This is a genomic window from Rhodococcus sp. NPDC003348, assembly GCF_053589375.1.
Map to the genome: position 1 here is coordinate 1 of NZ_JBSFRT010000009.1, position 15,499 is coordinate 15,499.

The following is a 15,499-nucleotide window of genomic DNA, read 5'->3' on the forward strand; positions in this document are numbered from 1 at the left end:
TCATCCGCCGCCGCCCCCCGAGATCTACCCCCAATTCTCCCCACTGTTTCCCTCCCGCCCGCACTTCCGTTCGGGCGGCGGGCGCCCCCGACGGTGAGTTTGGTGGGGTCGGACCGGCCGGTCCGACTTCACCGGATCCGCAGGAAAGGCAGTCATGAGCGCGCACGCCGCACCAGACCCCACATCCGAGACCGTCGCCGCCCGGGCAGTGAACCTGACCAAGACGTACGGTTCGGGGGAGACCGCGGTCACCGCACTCGGTGGTACAACGGCCGACTCCGCGAGCAGGGGCGTCGACGTCGAATTCGCGCGGGGGGAGTTCACCGCGATCATGGGGCCGTCGGGGTCCGGGAAGAGCACCCTGATGCACTGCCTGGCCGGCCTGGACTCGGCCACCTCCGGGTCGGTGCTGATCGGTGACACCGACCTCACCGGGCTGTCCGACAAGGGCATGACGGCGCTGCGCCGCGACCGCATCGGGTTCGTGTTCCAGGCGTTCAACCTGGTGCCGACGCTGACGGCGTTGGAGAACATCACGCTGCCCCTCGACATCGCCGGCCGCAAGGCCGACCAGCAGTGGCTGGACTCGGTCCTCACCCGGCTCGGGCTCACCGATCGTCTCGACCACCGGCCCAGCGAGCTGTCCGGTGGACAGCAGCAGCGTGTGGCGTGCGCGCGGGCGCTCGCCGGGCGGCCGGAGATCATCTTCGGTGACGAGCCGACCGGCAACCTCGACTCGCATTCGTCGGGCGAGGTGCTCTCGATCCTGCGCGCCGCGGTCGACGAGTTCGGGCAGACCGTCGTCATCGTGACGCACGACCCGCGTGCCGCGAGCTACGCGGACCGGGTGGTGTTCCTCGCCGACGGGCAGATCGTCGACGAGCTGCGTGAGCCGACCGCCGACACCGTCCTCGATCGGATGAAGGGCCTCGACGCCCGCGTGAGCGTGCGGGGCTGACCGTGGCGACGTTGAACCGGAATCCGATGCGCAAGTTGTCCCTGCGCAACCTCGCCGCGCACAAGGTGCGCCTGATCCTGACGGTCCTCGCCGTGGTGCTGGGTACCGCGTTCGTGACCGGATCGTTCGTGTTCACCGACACCCTGCAGCGCACCTTCAACGGCCTGTTCGAGGACGCCGCGAAGGGCGTCGACGTCCGGGTCTCCACCCCCGAGCAGGGATCGAGCGGGGTCCCGCTCTCCGACACCGCAACGATCGAGGCGGTCCCCGGCGTACGCACGGTGGTGCCCTCCGTCAACGGCCAGATCGTGCTCCTCGGCGCGGACAAGGCGCCGGTGCAGACCGGCGGCGCGCCCAGTCTCGGGGAGTCGTACCTGCCGCCGGACCGCGCACTCGGTGACCCGCCCGAGTTCATCGCGGGTACCCCACCGGTCGCGCCGGGACAGATCGCGCTGAACGAGGGCGGTGCCGACAAGGCCGGCCTGAAGGTCGGTGACACCACCCAGGTCCTCGTCCCGTCGCACGGGGTGTTGAGCGTGGAGGTGTCGGGAATCTACGAAAGCCCGACGGACACCGGTGGATTCATCGGTGCCCTGTTCGAGGCGGGGCAGGCGACGGAACTGTTCACCGACGGCACCCACGCGAACTACCTCGACGTCGCCGGTGACGGCACAGTCGGGCCGAAGCAGCTGAAGGAGGCGATCGCGACCGCGCTGCCCGACACCAAGGTGCAGACCGGTGCGGAGGTCCGGGACGAGGTCGAGGCGGAGGTCACCTCGGCGCTGAAGTTCGTCAACTACTTCCTGCTCGCGTTCGGTGCGATCGCCCTGCTCGTCGGCACGTTCATCATCTACAACACCTTCTCGATGATCGTCGCGCAGCGCCTGCGGGAACTCGCGTTGCTGCGGGCGATCGGTGCCAGCCGCGGGCAGGTCGGTCGCTCGGTGGTCACCGAGGCGCTCGTGGTCGGGGTGCTCGGCAGCGCGATCGGCATCGCCGCCGGTGTCGCCCTCGCCTACGGGCTGCGGTCGATGCTCAACGCGTTCGACGTCGGATTGCCTTCCGGCCCGCTGCAACTGGCCCCCCGCACGGTCGTCGTCGCGTTGCTCATCGGCGTGCTCGTCACCGTGGTCAGCGCATACGCGCCGGCCCGGCGGGCCGCGAAGACCCCGCCGGTCGCCGCGATGCGGGAGGAGTTCGCCGCCGCAGGCGACACGCTGCGGGTCCGCACCCTGATCGGCTCCGCGTTCGCGGTGCTCGGCGTGGTGCTGCTGGTGATCGGTGCCCGCGGTACCGGTGGTGGTGCCGCCGCGACGGTCGGACTCGGCGCCGCGGCCCTGATTCTCGCGGTGCTGCTGGCCGCGCCGGCCCTGTCGCGGCCGGTGGTCGGGGCGCTCGGGACGGTGTTCGCCCGCCCGTTCGGCGCGGTCGGTCGGCTGGCCCGCACCAACGCCGTCCGCAACCCGCGGCGCACCGCAGCGACGGCGTTCGCGCTGACCCTCGGGCTGATGCTGGTGACGGTGATCGGGGTGTTCGGGTCGTCCGCGAAGGCCAGTGTCGACGAACTCGTGGACACCGGCATCCAGGCCGACTACATCCTCACCGGGCCGCAGCAGATCGGCGTTCCGGTCGGGGCGGCCGCGGCCGCCGCGAAGGTGCCCGGGGTCGCGACGGCGGTGTCGCTGCACGGGGTGTCGGTCAAGATCGACGACGAGCAGACGATGGGCACCGGCGTCGGCGGTCAGCTCGACGGGGTGCTCGACTACCAGCTCGTCGAGGGCAGTGCCGCACTGGACGGCAACGTGGTACTCGCGTCGGAGTCCTTCGCGGCCGAGAAGGGGTGGAAGCTCGGCACCCCGATCGTCATGACCAACAAGGACGGCGACACGGTGACCGCCGAGCTGACCGGCATCTACGCCGAGAACCAACTGCTCGGCGACTGGGCCACCACGCAGCAGGTCTACGAACAGGTCACGCCTGCGGTGATGCGCGCGGACTGGGCGGTGCTGATCAAGGCGCAACCCGGGGCCGACCTGACCGCGATGCGCGGCGAGATCGAGAAGGCCACCGACCCCTACCTGGTGGTGCAGGTCAAGGACCGCGACCAGTTCAAGGGGGAGCAGGGCCAGCAGATCGACACCCTGCTGGCGGTCCTGTACGGGCTGCTGGCGTTGGCGGTGGTGATCGCGATCCTCGGCATCGTCAACACGCTCGCGCTGTCGGTGGTCGAACGGCGCCGAGAGATCGGCATGCTGCGCGCCGTCGGCATGCAGCGCCCGCAGGTGCGCCGCACCATCTACATCGAGTCGGTGCTGATCGCGGTGTTCGGCGCCGCGGTCGGGGTGCTGCTCGGTCTCGTGTTCGGGTGGGGATTCGTCCGCACCCTCGCCGACGAGGGCCTCGGCACCGTCGCGGTGCCGTGGGGTCAGGTGATCGCGATGCTCGTCGGGTCCGGGATCGTCGGCGTCCTCGCCGCCCTGTGGCCGGCGAGCCGCGCCGCCCGCACCAAGCCGCTGGAGGCGATCGCGGGGGTGTAGGAACCGGTGAATCAGGCTGTGCCGGTGGGCGTCACACCCACCGGCACACCTGTGGGTCCGTTCGCAAGAGTCGCACCGATGCCCGATTTTCGGGAGTCAGTGTCGGGACAAAGTCGAACGGATGTGCTGATTTCGACGATCCTGTCGGACTCGGCGCGTAGTGTCGCCAGTATGTTCGATTCGGGGGTCGATCAGAGGGGTGGCGGGTCGCGTACCCGTGGTGCGTGGGGCCTGGTGGCGACTGCTGCCGATGTCGCCCTGCTGGCGGAGGCCACCGAGAGTGCCCGGGTCGAGAACCGGGCGGCGGCGCGGAAGGTGCTGGCGGCGGGTGCGCTGTGGGATGCGTGGATCGAGCGGGATGTCGAGCTGGGGTCGGGGAAGATCTCCGACTGCGGCAACGCGGCGATCGCGGAACTCGTGGTGCGGCTGGGGTGTTCGAGGACGGTCGCCGAATCGCATGCGTCGTTGGGGATCGATCTGCGGTTGCGGTTGCCGCTCACCCGGGCGGCGTTCGAGGCCGGGGATCTGGACCTTGCTCGGGCGCGGGCGATCTCACGGGAGACGACGGGACTGTCGGTGGCGACGGTGGCCGCGCTGGAGCCGCAGATCCTGGCCGCGGCACGGCACCTGTCGCCGGGACCGCTGGCCACGGAGATCGACCGCCTTGTCGTCGCGTACAGCCCGGACGAGGCGGCCGCGCAGCGGGAGAACACCCAACGCTGGCAGCGGCGCGTGGTCAACAGACGCGGTCGAGGCTGCTCGACGGTGGAAGTGACCGTCTCCCCGGAGGAGGGGCAGGCGATCATGCAGCTGGTCGCCGAGTTCGCCGGGACGGTGTGTCGCCACGATCTGCGAGGTGCGCAGGAACGCCTCGTCGATTCGGTGCTGGCCCTTGTGCACGGCGAGGCCCACCTGGCGTGCACGTGCGAGCGAGACGACTGCGACGCCCCGAAAGCCGACGCGCTGCCGGGCAGGCGGGCGCCGCTGACGCAGATCACGATGGATGTCGCGACCCTGCTCGGTCTGCTGGCGCAGCCGGCGTACCTGCACGGCCACGGACTGATCGATCCCGAGCTTGCGCGGCAGCTCGCGGAAAACGGGACATGGCAAGCGATGCTCACCGAGGTCCTCCAACTCGCCGAGGAACTGGGCCTCGTCGACCACGAGGACGCGGACGTGGCCGCCGTGGCACGGCCCGCCGCAGCGAACTCCCACGCGCCGTGCGACGAGGCGACCCCTACGCTCTCGAATGCACCTGCCGGGGAATCGGGTTCACCGCGAACCGCACCCGACGTGACAAAACCCGACGTCGTCGTGTCGGACCGCACCGCCCCGACCGGCGATGATGCCGCCGAACACCCGGAACCCGGCAGTGAAGCCCCGGAGCCCCCGCCCAGGTTCTGCGTGCGATCGTTCCTCACGCGCGGCAGTCGCCGCGCCGCGGGACCCGTACCCGACCCCAGAAAGCCGGCGACGGCTGTGTCGTCCCCACCACACCTGCCGCCGACAAGTGTCGGCACCATGACAGACGCGATCCTCGCGGCGGTGCGCGCGAATCCGGCTCTCGCTCACGGCATCCACCGTGACGGGCACGGCGGCCTGCTCGTCCCGCCATCCGGGGCGCTGACCTACCGGCCCGATGCCGCGACTGCTGCGCTCGTTCGAGCCCGGGACCGGCACTGCCGGTTCCCCGGCTGTTCCCGTCCCGTCGAGCAATGCCAGCTCGACCACATCGTCGAGTACCTCGCGTGGGATCCGATCTCCGGAGGCTGGACGATCGTGTCGAACTTGCAGTGCCTGTGTGCGTTTCACCATCAACTCAAGACGCTCGGACTGTGGCAAGTGGTGATCCTCGGCGGCCCGCGCGCGAGCGCTCACGCGTTGTTGTGGACCTCGACGCTCGGGTCGACCGCGGTAACACTCGCCGGCGGCACGTCCGGCGCCGCTGACCTGGCTTCGCTTCGGCCCCGTGTAACCGGCCGCGCCGCTCCGGCCGTGACCGTTCCCTCCACGGACCCGGAAGCGCCGCCGTTCTGACCGTCGCGTTCAGCGCGCGATATCGACGACAACCCTCGCCGGGTCCGTCAGCAGCGACACCGTCACCGGTTGCTTGGCGCTGTCCAGGCCGATGAACGACTGGGTGACGCCCTCGAACACGGTCGCGATGGTGACCTCGGTGATCCCGCCGGATCCGGCCAGCGGGTTCGGGCCGGAGTACTGGTCGACGCCGGTGTCGAACGGATAGCCGGTGCCGGTCAGGGACACCTCCAGAATCGACTGCCCCGGCACGTCGATGACGTCGCCGCTACCGTCCTGCACGGCCTGGTCGACGTAGCGGACGGTCCAGCCGGGGGTTCCAGTGCCGCCGAACTCGTAGACGACGCGGTCGAAGCCGTCGTGCGCCGCGACGCGCACGCCGGTGACGGAAAGCGACGCTCCGGGAGAGTGCTCGGAGTGCGAGTCGACGACGGTCGGCACGCCGCCGGGTTCCGTGATCGGCGACGACGGCGTTCCCGTCGAGTCGACAGCCTGTGCCTCCGCGGTGGGGTGTGCGGGCGGGGCGGGTTCGGCAGCCGTGCCGCAACCGGTCAGTGCCACCAACCCAACAATCGTGAAAGCCATCTGCCGGCGGAGTGTGCGACCTGTCATCGGTCCAGGATAGGCCTGGCGCACACTCGTACCGGCCGCTCAGCGCACGACCATGTCGCTGTCGGTCGCGCTCAGAGTGATGGGGGCGATCGTCCTGCCACGCATCCAGTCTCGGATGAACGCATCGCGTGCGGGGGTCGCGGCGCTGCCCTCGGGGATCGCGATCGCACCGACCAGGTGTCGCGGATCGTTGTCGAGACCCGGACCCCGTGGCGTCATCCGCAGGCCGTCCGCGGTGTGCATCAGCACCGGGATCCGCGAGCCGTCCGGGGCGACGACCGTCGCCTCCCGCGTGGTGGCCGCCGGGTCGAACGCGGTGACTTCGAGGCGATATCCGGACGGTGCCGCGTGACTGCCGAGTGCTTCCAGTGCTCGCGGATCGACCACCGTGTAGGGGAAGCCGATGTCGATCAGGACCTGCGCGTCGATCAGTGCGTCACGGGACGGCAGATCCGCGGTGAAGTTCCAGGGGGCCGGTGGGGCGAGGGTGCGGTCGGAACGGTCCTCCGCCGGATTCTGCACCGGGATACCGAGCCTGCCGGCTCGGGTCGGGGTGAACTCCCATGCGGGGGAGTCGAGGTCCTTGTGCCAGAACCCCGCCTCGCGGCCACGGCTGCCCTCCACCCGCAGCTCCCGCCGACCGGGACCGGGTCCGGTGGAATGCACGCTGATCGCGGAGGTGATCTCGCCGGGGATCTTCGGTTGGTGCACCCAGTCCGGGGCGGGCAGTTGGATCGCGGCGGTGCTGCGGTCCAGCGTCTCCACGACCAGGTTCGGTGCCGTCGGCTTGCCGGACTGGTCGTCCCAGCTGTACCGGAAGAAGATCGAATCGGAGCCCGAAGAGTCGAAATCGAAGGTGCGGGTGTACATGTCGCCGTAGGAGTTCATCACGAAGGTCGTCGATCCGGCCGCTGAGAGCGACGATGCGCGGAACCGTCCGCCGAGCGGTGACCCGATCTCGTAGCTGTCGTCGTTCGGCAGCCACGGATCCGCGTAGGTGATTCGGCTGCCGTCCCCGGTCAGGGCAGGCACCATCGTCATCTTGCCCAGTCCGACGTAGTGGATGCGGCCCGCGATGTCGGTGTACGTCTGGTTGTCCCATGGTGACGACACGCTGAGCGCCCACCCGTTCGGGCGGTCGTCCGGGAGTTGGCGTCCCGAGGCGAGCCAGAGCGGTGCACCCCACGCCGACGTCCAGGTCCATGCGACCGGGTCCTGGGACACGTTGTCCATCGTGTAGATCCACCCGGACTCGTCGACCGCGATCAACTCGTCGTCGTCCACGGAGATCCCGACGAGGCGGTCTCGGAGGCACTCCGGCATCGGTGCGAACCGCCACGGCTCCGCGGTCGCACGCGGCCGGGCCAGCAGGGCGTGACCGGCGAGGGCGAACTCCCAGGACCTGTTGAACTGGGTTGTCGCCGTTCGCAGTTCGACGTTTTCCGGTGCGTCGGTGCCGGGGTACGTCGGGAGGGCGGTGAGTCCGAGCCGGCCACCTCCGGACGGCACGCCGGGCGGCAGTTGGGCGGTGCCGAACGGGACGCAGCCCGCTGGTGCCGCCGACGGCGCCGCCGCCGCGGGCGGGGCGAAGGCCACCACCGTGGCGAACGCCGCCGCCGCGGCCAGTCGAACGTGGTGCATCGTCATCGGTGCCTCCCGGGTCAGGGCTCGATCGGCGCGCGGTCCATCGTGATGCGCCCGCGGACAGCGACACCGTTGATGCTGAGCACCGACCAACGGTGGCCGTCGTGATGCAGCGTCGCGATGCCCGCGTTCGGGATCCGTGGAACGGGTGGGCCGTGCAGGGCGCCGATCACCGAGCGGATCAGCCCACCGTGGCTGACCGCCACGACCGAGCTCCCCGAATGTCGCTCCGCGAGTTCACCGAGGACGGCCAGACCCCGGCGCCGGACCTCCTCGCGCGGCTCGAGGCCCGGGTACATCCCGTCCGGCCAGCGGTCCCACGCCTCGTAGTCGGTCACGCCCTCCGCCCCACCGAAGTGGCGTTCGGCCAGGCCCGGATGGGTCGCCGAGCGGGTCAGCCCGAGCCGGGTGCCGATGATGTCCGCGGTCTCGCTGGCCCGGGAGAGCGGGGAACTGACCAGCACGTCCCACGGTCCGTCCGCCAGGCGAGTAGCCGCGCGCTCGGCTTGGAAACGACCGGTGTCGTTGAGCGGGACGTCGGAGGAACCCTGCAGACGTCGCTGCGCGTTCCAGTCCGTCTCGCCGTGCCGGACCAATGCCAGGTAAGTCATGGTTGCCGCAGGCTAGCACCGCTGGACAGTGCTCGGGGGTAGGCGCACACTGCACACATCCAGGCGAGGAGATGGTGTGGTGCCCGAGACTGACACCCCGACGACGTTGGCGCGGGCTCGGCCGCGGCGCAGCGGCCGGGCACCGTCCGGTCAGATCGCGGACGGCTTCGTCGCGCGGCGGCTGCAACTGGGGCTCACCCAGAGCAGGCTCGCCGAACAGGCCGGGGTCTCCCGGTCCAGTGTGCAAGCCATCGAATCCGGCCGCGCCACCGTGCAACTGGACGTGCTCGAGGCCGTCGCGGACGTGCTCGGCTGCGACATGGTCCTTGCTGCGCGGGCCGGGCGCCGCGTCCCGGAGGAGTGACCGGCGCCCGGCCGGGGGTCAGTTCTCGCAGCCGATGCCGTCGTTGTCGCGATCGAGGTGCGGTGCGTAGCCCGCCTGGCCACGGTAGACCGGAGCGGCACCGGCATTCCGGGCCTCGGTGCAGTTCCGGTAGTACACCTGACTCGGTGCGGGCTGCGGCACGGCGGCCGGCGGTGCGGGCTGCGCGGGCGGAGTCGGGGTAGCGGGCGGCGCCGGGGTGGCGGGCGGTGCCGGGACCGGAGGCAGGAGCCGTGCCACCGAGTCCGCAGATGCGCTCGGGATCAGTGCCACGATCTCCGGCGGCAGGAAGTCGGAGAGGGTGGACGCGGCGGCTGTCGAGGTCCCGCCCACCGCAATTGTCGTGGCGGCAACGAGGCCGATGGTCAGTCTGCGAAGAGTCATGTTTCCCCAGAAATGGTCGAAGGTGCGCTCGAACGATACCGGCGGGGAGGTTTGCCGCACAGTTGCGGGTGGGCGCGATCTCGGCGCGCCCGAGTTTGTCGGGTCAAGCGTTCACGACCTGATCGGGGACAACTTCGGGAACGCCGAAAGGCATTGTCATTCAGTTGGATGACAAGAACCGCGCCGGCACGGTGGGCGGTCGCGGACCGGGCCGACGAGGAGTCGGACAACCGCGAAGTCGCCGCCGTTGCCGCGGGTGCGCCTCCTCGCCGGCCCGTGACAAGCTCACCGTCATGGTGACACGCATTCCGGAGAATCCCCGTCTGGTCAACGCCGCCGAGCGGACGGTGTGGGATGCGTTGAGCAGTCAGCTCGGCGACGCGGACCTGATGGTCGCAAACCAGCGGGTAACCGATCACCAGAAGGACCACGAGATCGACATCGTCGTCGCGGTGGCGGGTCAGGGGATCGTCACCGTCGAGATCAAGGGCGGGATGATCTGGCACGACGGCACCGACTGGTATCAGGATCGGCGCACCGGCCCGACCGTGATCAACCCCGTCCGGCAGGCCCGCGACGGGTGCTACGCGTTGCGTCACTACGTCGAGACCGATCCCCGGTGGACGCAGGGCAGGCTGCGCTGGGACCACCTGGTGGTCTTCCCGAACGCCACCATCGACGCCGGCTTCGCACTGCCGGACTGCCCGCGGTGGAAGGTGATCGACCGCACCGAGCTCGACCAGATCGCCGGACGCATCTGGAAGGTGCTGGTCGGGCAGGAGCTCGACCGCCCCGGGCTGTCGGACGAAGGCGTCGAGCAGCTCGCCACCGCGCTGGCCGGACGCGGGCTGCCGCAGCGGGACGTCGTCGCCCGCGCGGTCGCCAACGAGGACGCGGCGGACGCGCTGTCGGCGCAGCAGGCCGTGATCCTCGACGCCACCCGCCTGCTCACCCGGGTGGAGGTACGCGGTGGAGCCGGCAGCGGCAAGACGTTCCTCGCCGTGGAGCAGGCCCGCCGTCTCGCGAAGCGCGGACAGCGGGTCGCACTGCTCTGCTACTCCCACGGGCTCGCGTCCTACCTGCGTCGCGTGACCGCGAACTGGAACAGGAAGGAGAAGCCGGCCTACGTCGGCGAATTCCATTCGCTCGGCCGCCGGTGGGCCGGGGACGCCGATCCGGACGGGCCGACGTCGGTCCCGGTGCGTCAGGACTACTGGGAGTACGAACTCCCGCGCCAGATGACCGAATTGGCCGCTGCGTTGCCGCAGGGGGAACGGTTCGACGCGGTCGTGATCGACGAGGCGCAGGACTTCGCCGACGCATGGTGGGAGCCGGTCCTCGCGGCACTCGTCGACGAGGAGACAAGCGGCATCTACGTGTTCAGCGACGAGGGCCAGCGGGTGTTCGACCGGCAGGGCGTGCCGCCCGTGCCTCTCGTTCCGCTGGTTCTCGACCAGAACCTCCGCAACACCCGCCAGATCGCCGAGGCGTTCGGCCCGCTCGTGGGGCAGCGGATGCGGCTGCGGGGCGGTGAAGGGCCGCAGGTCCGCTTCGTGGCGTGCGGGACCGCCGACGCAGTGTCGGTCGCCGACGACCAGGTCGACCAGTTGATCGATGCCGGGTGGCGGCCCGAGGACGTGGCGTTGCTGGTGACCGGCAGCCGGCACCCGGAGCAGGTCGAGCGTCAGCAGGAGGGCAACCGTGCCTACTGGGACAGCTTCTGGGACACCGAGCAGGTGTTCTACGGGCACGTGCTCGGGTTCAAGGGACTCGAGCGCCGCGCCGTGGTGCTCGCGTTCAACGAGAAGGAGGCGGCGCAGCGGTCGCGGGAACGGCTGTACGTCGGACTGTCCCGCGCCCGCGACCAGCTCGTGGTGTGCGGCGACCCGGACCTGATCCGCGAGGTCGGAGGCGAGGAACTGGCCCGGCGGCTCGGCCTCTGACCGGGGCGCCGACGAGGACGTCGAAGTTCTGGGACAGTGGAGTCGGCGAGTATCGATTCTGGGAGGGCCGATGGACGCGGCGCAGCGGCGGGAACGAATCACCGCACAGGTGCGGCGGTGGTGCGAGGAGGCGCGCGTCGACGGCTTCCGGCAGGACCTGTCCGCGGACGCGGCGGTACTGATCGCCGCCGGCCACCTGGACGAGCCGACCAGGGAGGTCCTCGCGAACCGGCGCCGCATCGGGCGCCCACTGCCCGACATCGGCGGGTTCGGCGCGCTGCGTACCCTCGCCGACGACTACAGCCGGCTCGACCGCAAGGCGCGCGGCATGCGACCCGGCGCGATGCAGGCGTTGACCTCGTACCGGGCGGGCGAGCTGGAGCGGCGGCTGCTCACCGCCCGCGCGAAGTTCACGCACTCACCCGCGCACTACGCGAACGGGGTTCGCACCATTCGCAGGGACCGGAGGGACGGCGTCCACCTGGAACCGGCGCAGCGGCAGGCGCTGTTCGACGCGCTGGCCTGCACCCCGACCCCCATCTCCGAGCACCGCACGGATCAGGCCACCGCGGCCGCGGCCGCCCTCGCCGCCGAGCGGCTGGCGGGCCTGGCCGACCGGACGCCCTGGGCGGCTGCGGGCCGGCGCGCCGCGGAGATGCTGGGCGGGGTGGCCGGTCCGCCCGACCGCTTCACCGACCGGTTCGACGCGCTGCTGTTCTTGGCCGGAGCCCTCTACGACCGGATCGACGGCTCCGCCGCCTGGCACTCCGAGTACTTCGCGGTCCAGCGTGTGCAGCTGGACCTCGCCGACGAGCTGACGCAGATCGCGGTCGACGCCGTCGCATTGCGGGGGATCGGCGGGGAACTCGACGATGCGTTGCGCGTCGCGCACGGGGACGCCGCCCGCGACCAGATCCGGTCCCGGCAGCGGTCACTCGAACCGGTGTGGGATCAACTGGTCGAGCGGGTCGCCGCGCTCGCCCGGATCGGCGACCTGCTCGGGGATGCCGAGGGGCAGTTGCGGTCGATGGCCGCGGTGCAGCGCACGATGAGCCTGGACTCGCGGATCGACGACCTCGTCGCTCGGGCCGGAAACCGCGAACTGTCCACGGAGAACACCCATCACGTCGGGGACCAGATCGGCGGCGTGGACGAGCTGATGCTGAGCTATCAGGCGCTGCTGCACGGCGACATCCTCGCGCTGCAGGCCCGTACGCGCTGAGACTCAGGCCGCGACCAGACGCAACGCGAGCTCCGCGTACAGGTCGGCGACGGTATCGGGGTCGGTGAACCCGCCGCCGGGGAACCAGCGGCACACGTCCACGCACAGCGAATTGATCGCGAGGTTGACGCCCTGGACGTCGGGCACGACGAAGGAACCGTCCTCGGCGCCGGCACGAATGATCCGCTCGATGATCCGGCTGATCTCGCGGCGCAGGCCGAGGATCTCGTGGTAGTGCTCGGGGGAGAGCGCGGTCAGCTCGTACTGCACCACTCTGCCGCGGGTGTGGTGGGTGGCCTGCCAGCTCGTGAACGCCCGGACCACTGAGGTGAGCCGCTTGGCCGGAGCCTCCCCAGAGGGGTCCGCCTCGGTGAGCAGCTCGACGCACAGCAGGTGGCCCTCGTAGCTGATCGCGAAGAGCAGGTCTTCCTTGGACTTGTAGTGCGGGTACATCGCCGCGGGGGACAGCCCGAGTCGCGCAGCGATGTCCCGGGTGGTGGTGCCGCCGTAGCCGTTCTCGGCGAACGCCTCGGCCGCCGCAACGCGGATCCGCGCCGCGGCTTTCGACGAGCTCACCACGGTGTTGGGTGTCGTGAGACGTATCGCGTTCGCGTCCTTCTCGTCCGTCTCGCTCATCGCCACCTCCTTCGCGCCTGTCGGCCTTGACAACGGCCGTTCACCGGGTAAGTATAAGCATGCGCTTATATAATGAGCGAGCGCTTAGTTCTGGCGCTCACCGGCAGGCGGAATGTGGCCACCGCCCCTGTTCGGCGAACAGGGGCCGGCCCTCGATCTGACACAGAAAGCACGCCATGAATCTGAAACTGACCGACGAGGAACTGCAGTTCCGCGACGAACTGCGGACGTTCTTCACCACGCAGATCCCCGCCGAGATCCGCGAGCGGGCCGCCGGTGGTGGCGGTGAAGTCACCCGTGAGGATTTCGTCGCCACCCAGAAGATCCTGAACGCCAACGGTCTCGCCGTCCCGCACTGGCCCGCCGAGTGGGGTGGCCGGAACTGGACCCCGGTGCAGATGCACATCTACCGCGACGAGATGCAGCTCGCGTCCGTGCCGGACCCGCTCGCGTTCAACGCCGACATGGTCGGCCCCGTGATCGCCGCCTTCGGCTCGCAGGAGCAGAAGGAGAAGTTCCTCCCCGGCACCGCGAACCTCGACATCTGGTGGTGCCAGGGCTTTTCCGAGCCGGAGGCCGGCTCCGACCTCGCGTCGCTGAAGACCCGCGCCGTCCGCGACGGGGACAGCTGGATCGTCAACGGTCAGAAGACCTGGACCACGCTCGGTCAGCACGCCGACTGGATCTTCTGCCTGGTGCGCACCGATCCGGACGCGCCGAAGCGGCAGCAGGGCATCTCCTTCCTGCTCATCGACATGAAGACCCCGGGCATCACCGTCCGCCCGATCAAGCTGATCGACGGCGGCTACGAGGTGAACGAGGTCTGGTTCGAGGACGTGCGCGTCCCCGCCGAGAACCTCGTCGGCGAGGAGAACGCCGGCTGGTCCTACGCGAAGTTCCTGCTCGGCAACGAGCGCACCGGCGTCACCCGCACCGGTGCCAGCAAGGCGCGACTGGCCAAGGCCAAGAAGTACGCCGCCGAGACCAGGGTCGGTGACGGCTCGCTGCTCGACGACCCGCTGTTCGCCGCCCGGTTCGCCGAGCTCGAGAACGAGCTCGTCGCGCTGGAGCTGACCCAGCTGCGCGTGGTTGCGGCCTCCGCCGACGGCAAGCCGAACCCGGCGTCGTCGCTGCTGAAGTTGCGTGGCTCCGAGCTGCAGCAGGCCACCACGGAGATGCTGATGGACGTGGCGGGTCCCGACTCGTTGGCGTTCGAGGCCGGCGACGACATCGCCTCCCCGGCCTGGGCGCAGCGCAGCGCCCCGGTCTTCCTGAACTACCGCAAGGTGTCCATCTACAGCGGATCGAGCGAGGTTCAGCGCAACATCATCTCCTCCTCGATTCTCGGATTGTGAGTAGCAGCCATGGATTTCGAACTCAATGACGAGCAGGTCATGCTGCGGGACACCACCCGTGAACTGCTGAGCCGCAGCTACGACGCAGAGAAGCGCAACGCCGTCACAGCCGAGGGCAAGGGCTGGAGCGACGACGTGTGGGGCAAGCTCGCCGAGATCGGCCTGCTCGGTCTGCCGTTCTCCGAGGAGGACGGCGGCATGGGGGCCGGACCGGTCGAGACGATGGCCGTGATGAACGAGATCGGCCGGGCCCTCGCGCCGGAGCCGTTCCTCGACGGAGTCGTCACCCCGGGCGGACTGGTTGCCGAGGTCGGGTCCGCCGATCAGCGCGCCAAGATCCTGCCTGCGCTCGCCGAGGGCACCGCGCTGCTGGCCTTTGCGCACGCCGAGCCCGGCAGCCGCTGGCCGCACGAGGTCGTCTCGACCAAGGCCACCAAGGCCGGTGACGGCTGGACCCTGACCGGCACCAAGAACCCCGTGCTGCACGGCGACTGCGCCGACACGCTCGTCGTCAGCGCCGTCCTCCCCGGCGGCGGTGTCGGGCTGTTCCTGGTCGCCGCAGGCGCGGCCGGTGTCACCCGCAAGCCGTACGCGACGCATGACGACCTGCGTGCCGCGCAGATCGAGCTCGCCGACGCTCCCGCCGAACAGCTCGGCGAGGGCGGCGACGCGTCCGCAGCCATCACGGCCGCGCAGGTGCGCACCCAGGCCGCACTGTGCGCCGAAGCGGTCGGTGCGATGGAGGAGACCCTCCGTCTCACCACCGAATACCTCAAGCAGCGCAAGCAGTTCGGGGTCCCGCTGGCGAGGTTCCAGGCGCTGACCCAGCGGGCCGCCGACATGTACGTCGAGCTCGAGCTGGCCTCCAGCATGAGCCTGTACGCCACCATGAACCTCGCGGACGGCATCGTCGACCCGATCGTCGCCTCGCGTGCCAAGCTGCAGATCAGCCGCGCCGCCCGGCACATCGGCCTCGAGGCGATCCAGATGCACGGCGGCATCGGCATGACCGCCGAGTACCCGGTCGGCCACTACGTCTCTCGTCTGACCGCGATCGGCCACACCCTGGGCAGCGCCGACGACCACCTCCGGGTGCTCGCCGGTGTGGTTGCCGACCACACGATGGTCGAACTCGCCAAGTAGGACCGTATTTCCCCCTCGCACGGCGGCCCCGTCGA

At 70.2% G+C, this 15,499-nt stretch carries 13 protein-coding genes; 8 read left to right on the top strand and 5 right to left on the bottom strand.

All coding sequences use genetic code 11. From position 1 onward, the window contains the following. Positions 1-154: 154 nt before the first annotated feature. The 3 genes from ACWDU4_RS08235 (at position 155) to ACWDU4_RS08245 (ending at position 5,532) form a co-directional block, all read left to right on the top strand. Positions 155-958, top strand: coding sequence for an ABC transporter ATP-binding protein (locus ACWDU4_RS08235; protein WP_450113389.1), 804 nt, complete (start codon positions 155-157; stop codon positions 956-958). A gap of 26 nt (positions 959-984) precedes the next feature. Further along, a complete protein-coding gene (locus ACWDU4_RS08240; protein ID WP_450113390.1) occupies positions 985-3,495 on the top strand; it encodes an ABC transporter permease in 2,511 nt (836 codons plus the stop codon). A 171-nt stretch (positions 3,496-3,666) separates the two neighbouring features. After that, complete coding sequence (locus ACWDU4_RS08245) at positions 3,667-5,532, top strand: DUF222 domain-containing protein (protein ID WP_450113391.1); 1,866 nt, start codon at positions 3,667-3,669, stop codon at positions 5,530-5,532. A gap of 9 nt (positions 5,533-5,541) precedes the next feature. On the opposite strand, the gene ACWDU4_RS08250 is transcribed toward ACWDU4_RS08245, so the two are convergent. Genes ACWDU4_RS08250 through ACWDU4_RS08260 form a run of 3 tightly spaced genes read right to left on the bottom strand, consistent with a single transcriptional unit; the run spans position 5,542 to position 8,399 of the window. After that, positions 5,542-6,144, bottom strand: coding sequence for an AMIN-like domain-containing (lipo)protein (locus ACWDU4_RS08250; RefSeq protein ID WP_450113392.1), 603 nt, complete (start codon positions 6,142-6,144; stop codon positions 5,542-5,544). 39 nt (positions 6,145-6,183) lie between these two features. Then, positions 6,184-7,785 carry a hypothetical protein gene (locus ACWDU4_RS08255; RefSeq protein ID WP_450113542.1) on the bottom strand — a complete coding sequence of 534 codons (1,602 nt, stop codon included), beginning with the start codon at positions 7,783-7,785 and terminating at the stop codon, positions 6,184-6,186. A gap of 20 nt (positions 7,786-7,805) precedes the next feature. Beyond that, positions 7,806-8,399: a histidine phosphatase family protein gene (locus ACWDU4_RS08260; protein WP_450113393.1), complete on the bottom strand. Its 594-nt coding sequence runs from the start codon at positions 8,397-8,399 to the stop codon at positions 7,806-7,808. A gap of 79 nt (positions 8,400-8,478) precedes the next feature. Between ACWDU4_RS08260 and ACWDU4_RS08265 the strand changes: the two genes are divergently transcribed. Further along, entirely contained in the window at positions 8,479-8,763 is a 285-nt protein-coding gene (locus ACWDU4_RS08265; RefSeq protein WP_450113394.1) for a helix-turn-helix transcriptional regulator, read from the top strand. Between the two features lie 18 nt (positions 8,764-8,781). On the opposite strand, the gene ACWDU4_RS08270 is transcribed toward ACWDU4_RS08265, so the two are convergent. Beyond that, a complete protein-coding gene (locus ACWDU4_RS08270; protein WP_450113395.1) occupies positions 8,782-9,165 on the bottom strand; it encodes an excalibur calcium-binding domain-containing protein in 384 nt (127 codons plus the stop codon). Positions 9,166-9,458: 293 nt separating this feature from the next. Here ACWDU4_RS08270 and ACWDU4_RS08275 point away from each other — a divergent pair, with 293 nt between their 5' ends. Beyond that, on the top strand, positions 9,459-11,108 hold the full coding sequence (locus ACWDU4_RS08275) for an NERD domain-containing protein (RefSeq protein WP_450113396.1): 1,650 nt from the start codon (positions 9,459-9,461) through the stop codon (positions 11,106-11,108). 70 nt (positions 11,109-11,178) lie between these two features. Beyond that, positions 11,179-12,330, top strand: coding sequence for a hypothetical protein (locus ACWDU4_RS08280; RefSeq protein WP_450113397.1), 1,152 nt, complete (start codon positions 11,179-11,181; stop codon positions 12,328-12,330). 3 nt (positions 12,331-12,333) lie between these two features. Here the strand turns inward: ACWDU4_RS08280 and ACWDU4_RS08285 are convergent, their stop codons facing one another. Next, positions 12,334-12,966, bottom strand: a complete 633-nt coding sequence (locus tag ACWDU4_RS08285) for a TetR family transcriptional regulator (protein ID WP_450113398.1) — start codon at positions 12,964-12,966, stop codon at positions 12,334-12,336. Between the two features lie 176 nt (positions 12,967-13,142). Between ACWDU4_RS08285 and ACWDU4_RS08290 the strand changes: the two genes are divergently transcribed. Both ACWDU4_RS08290 and ACWDU4_RS08295 read left to right on the top strand, forming a co-directional pair. Then, a complete protein-coding gene (locus ACWDU4_RS08290; protein ID WP_450113399.1) occupies positions 13,143-14,321 on the top strand; it encodes an acyl-CoA dehydrogenase family protein in 1,179 nt (392 codons plus the stop codon). Between the two features lie 9 nt (positions 14,322-14,330). Then, entirely contained in the window at positions 14,331-15,464 is a 1,134-nt protein-coding gene (locus ACWDU4_RS08295; RefSeq protein WP_450113400.1) for an acyl-CoA dehydrogenase family protein, read from the top strand. Positions 15,465-15,499: the final 35 nt, after the last annotated feature.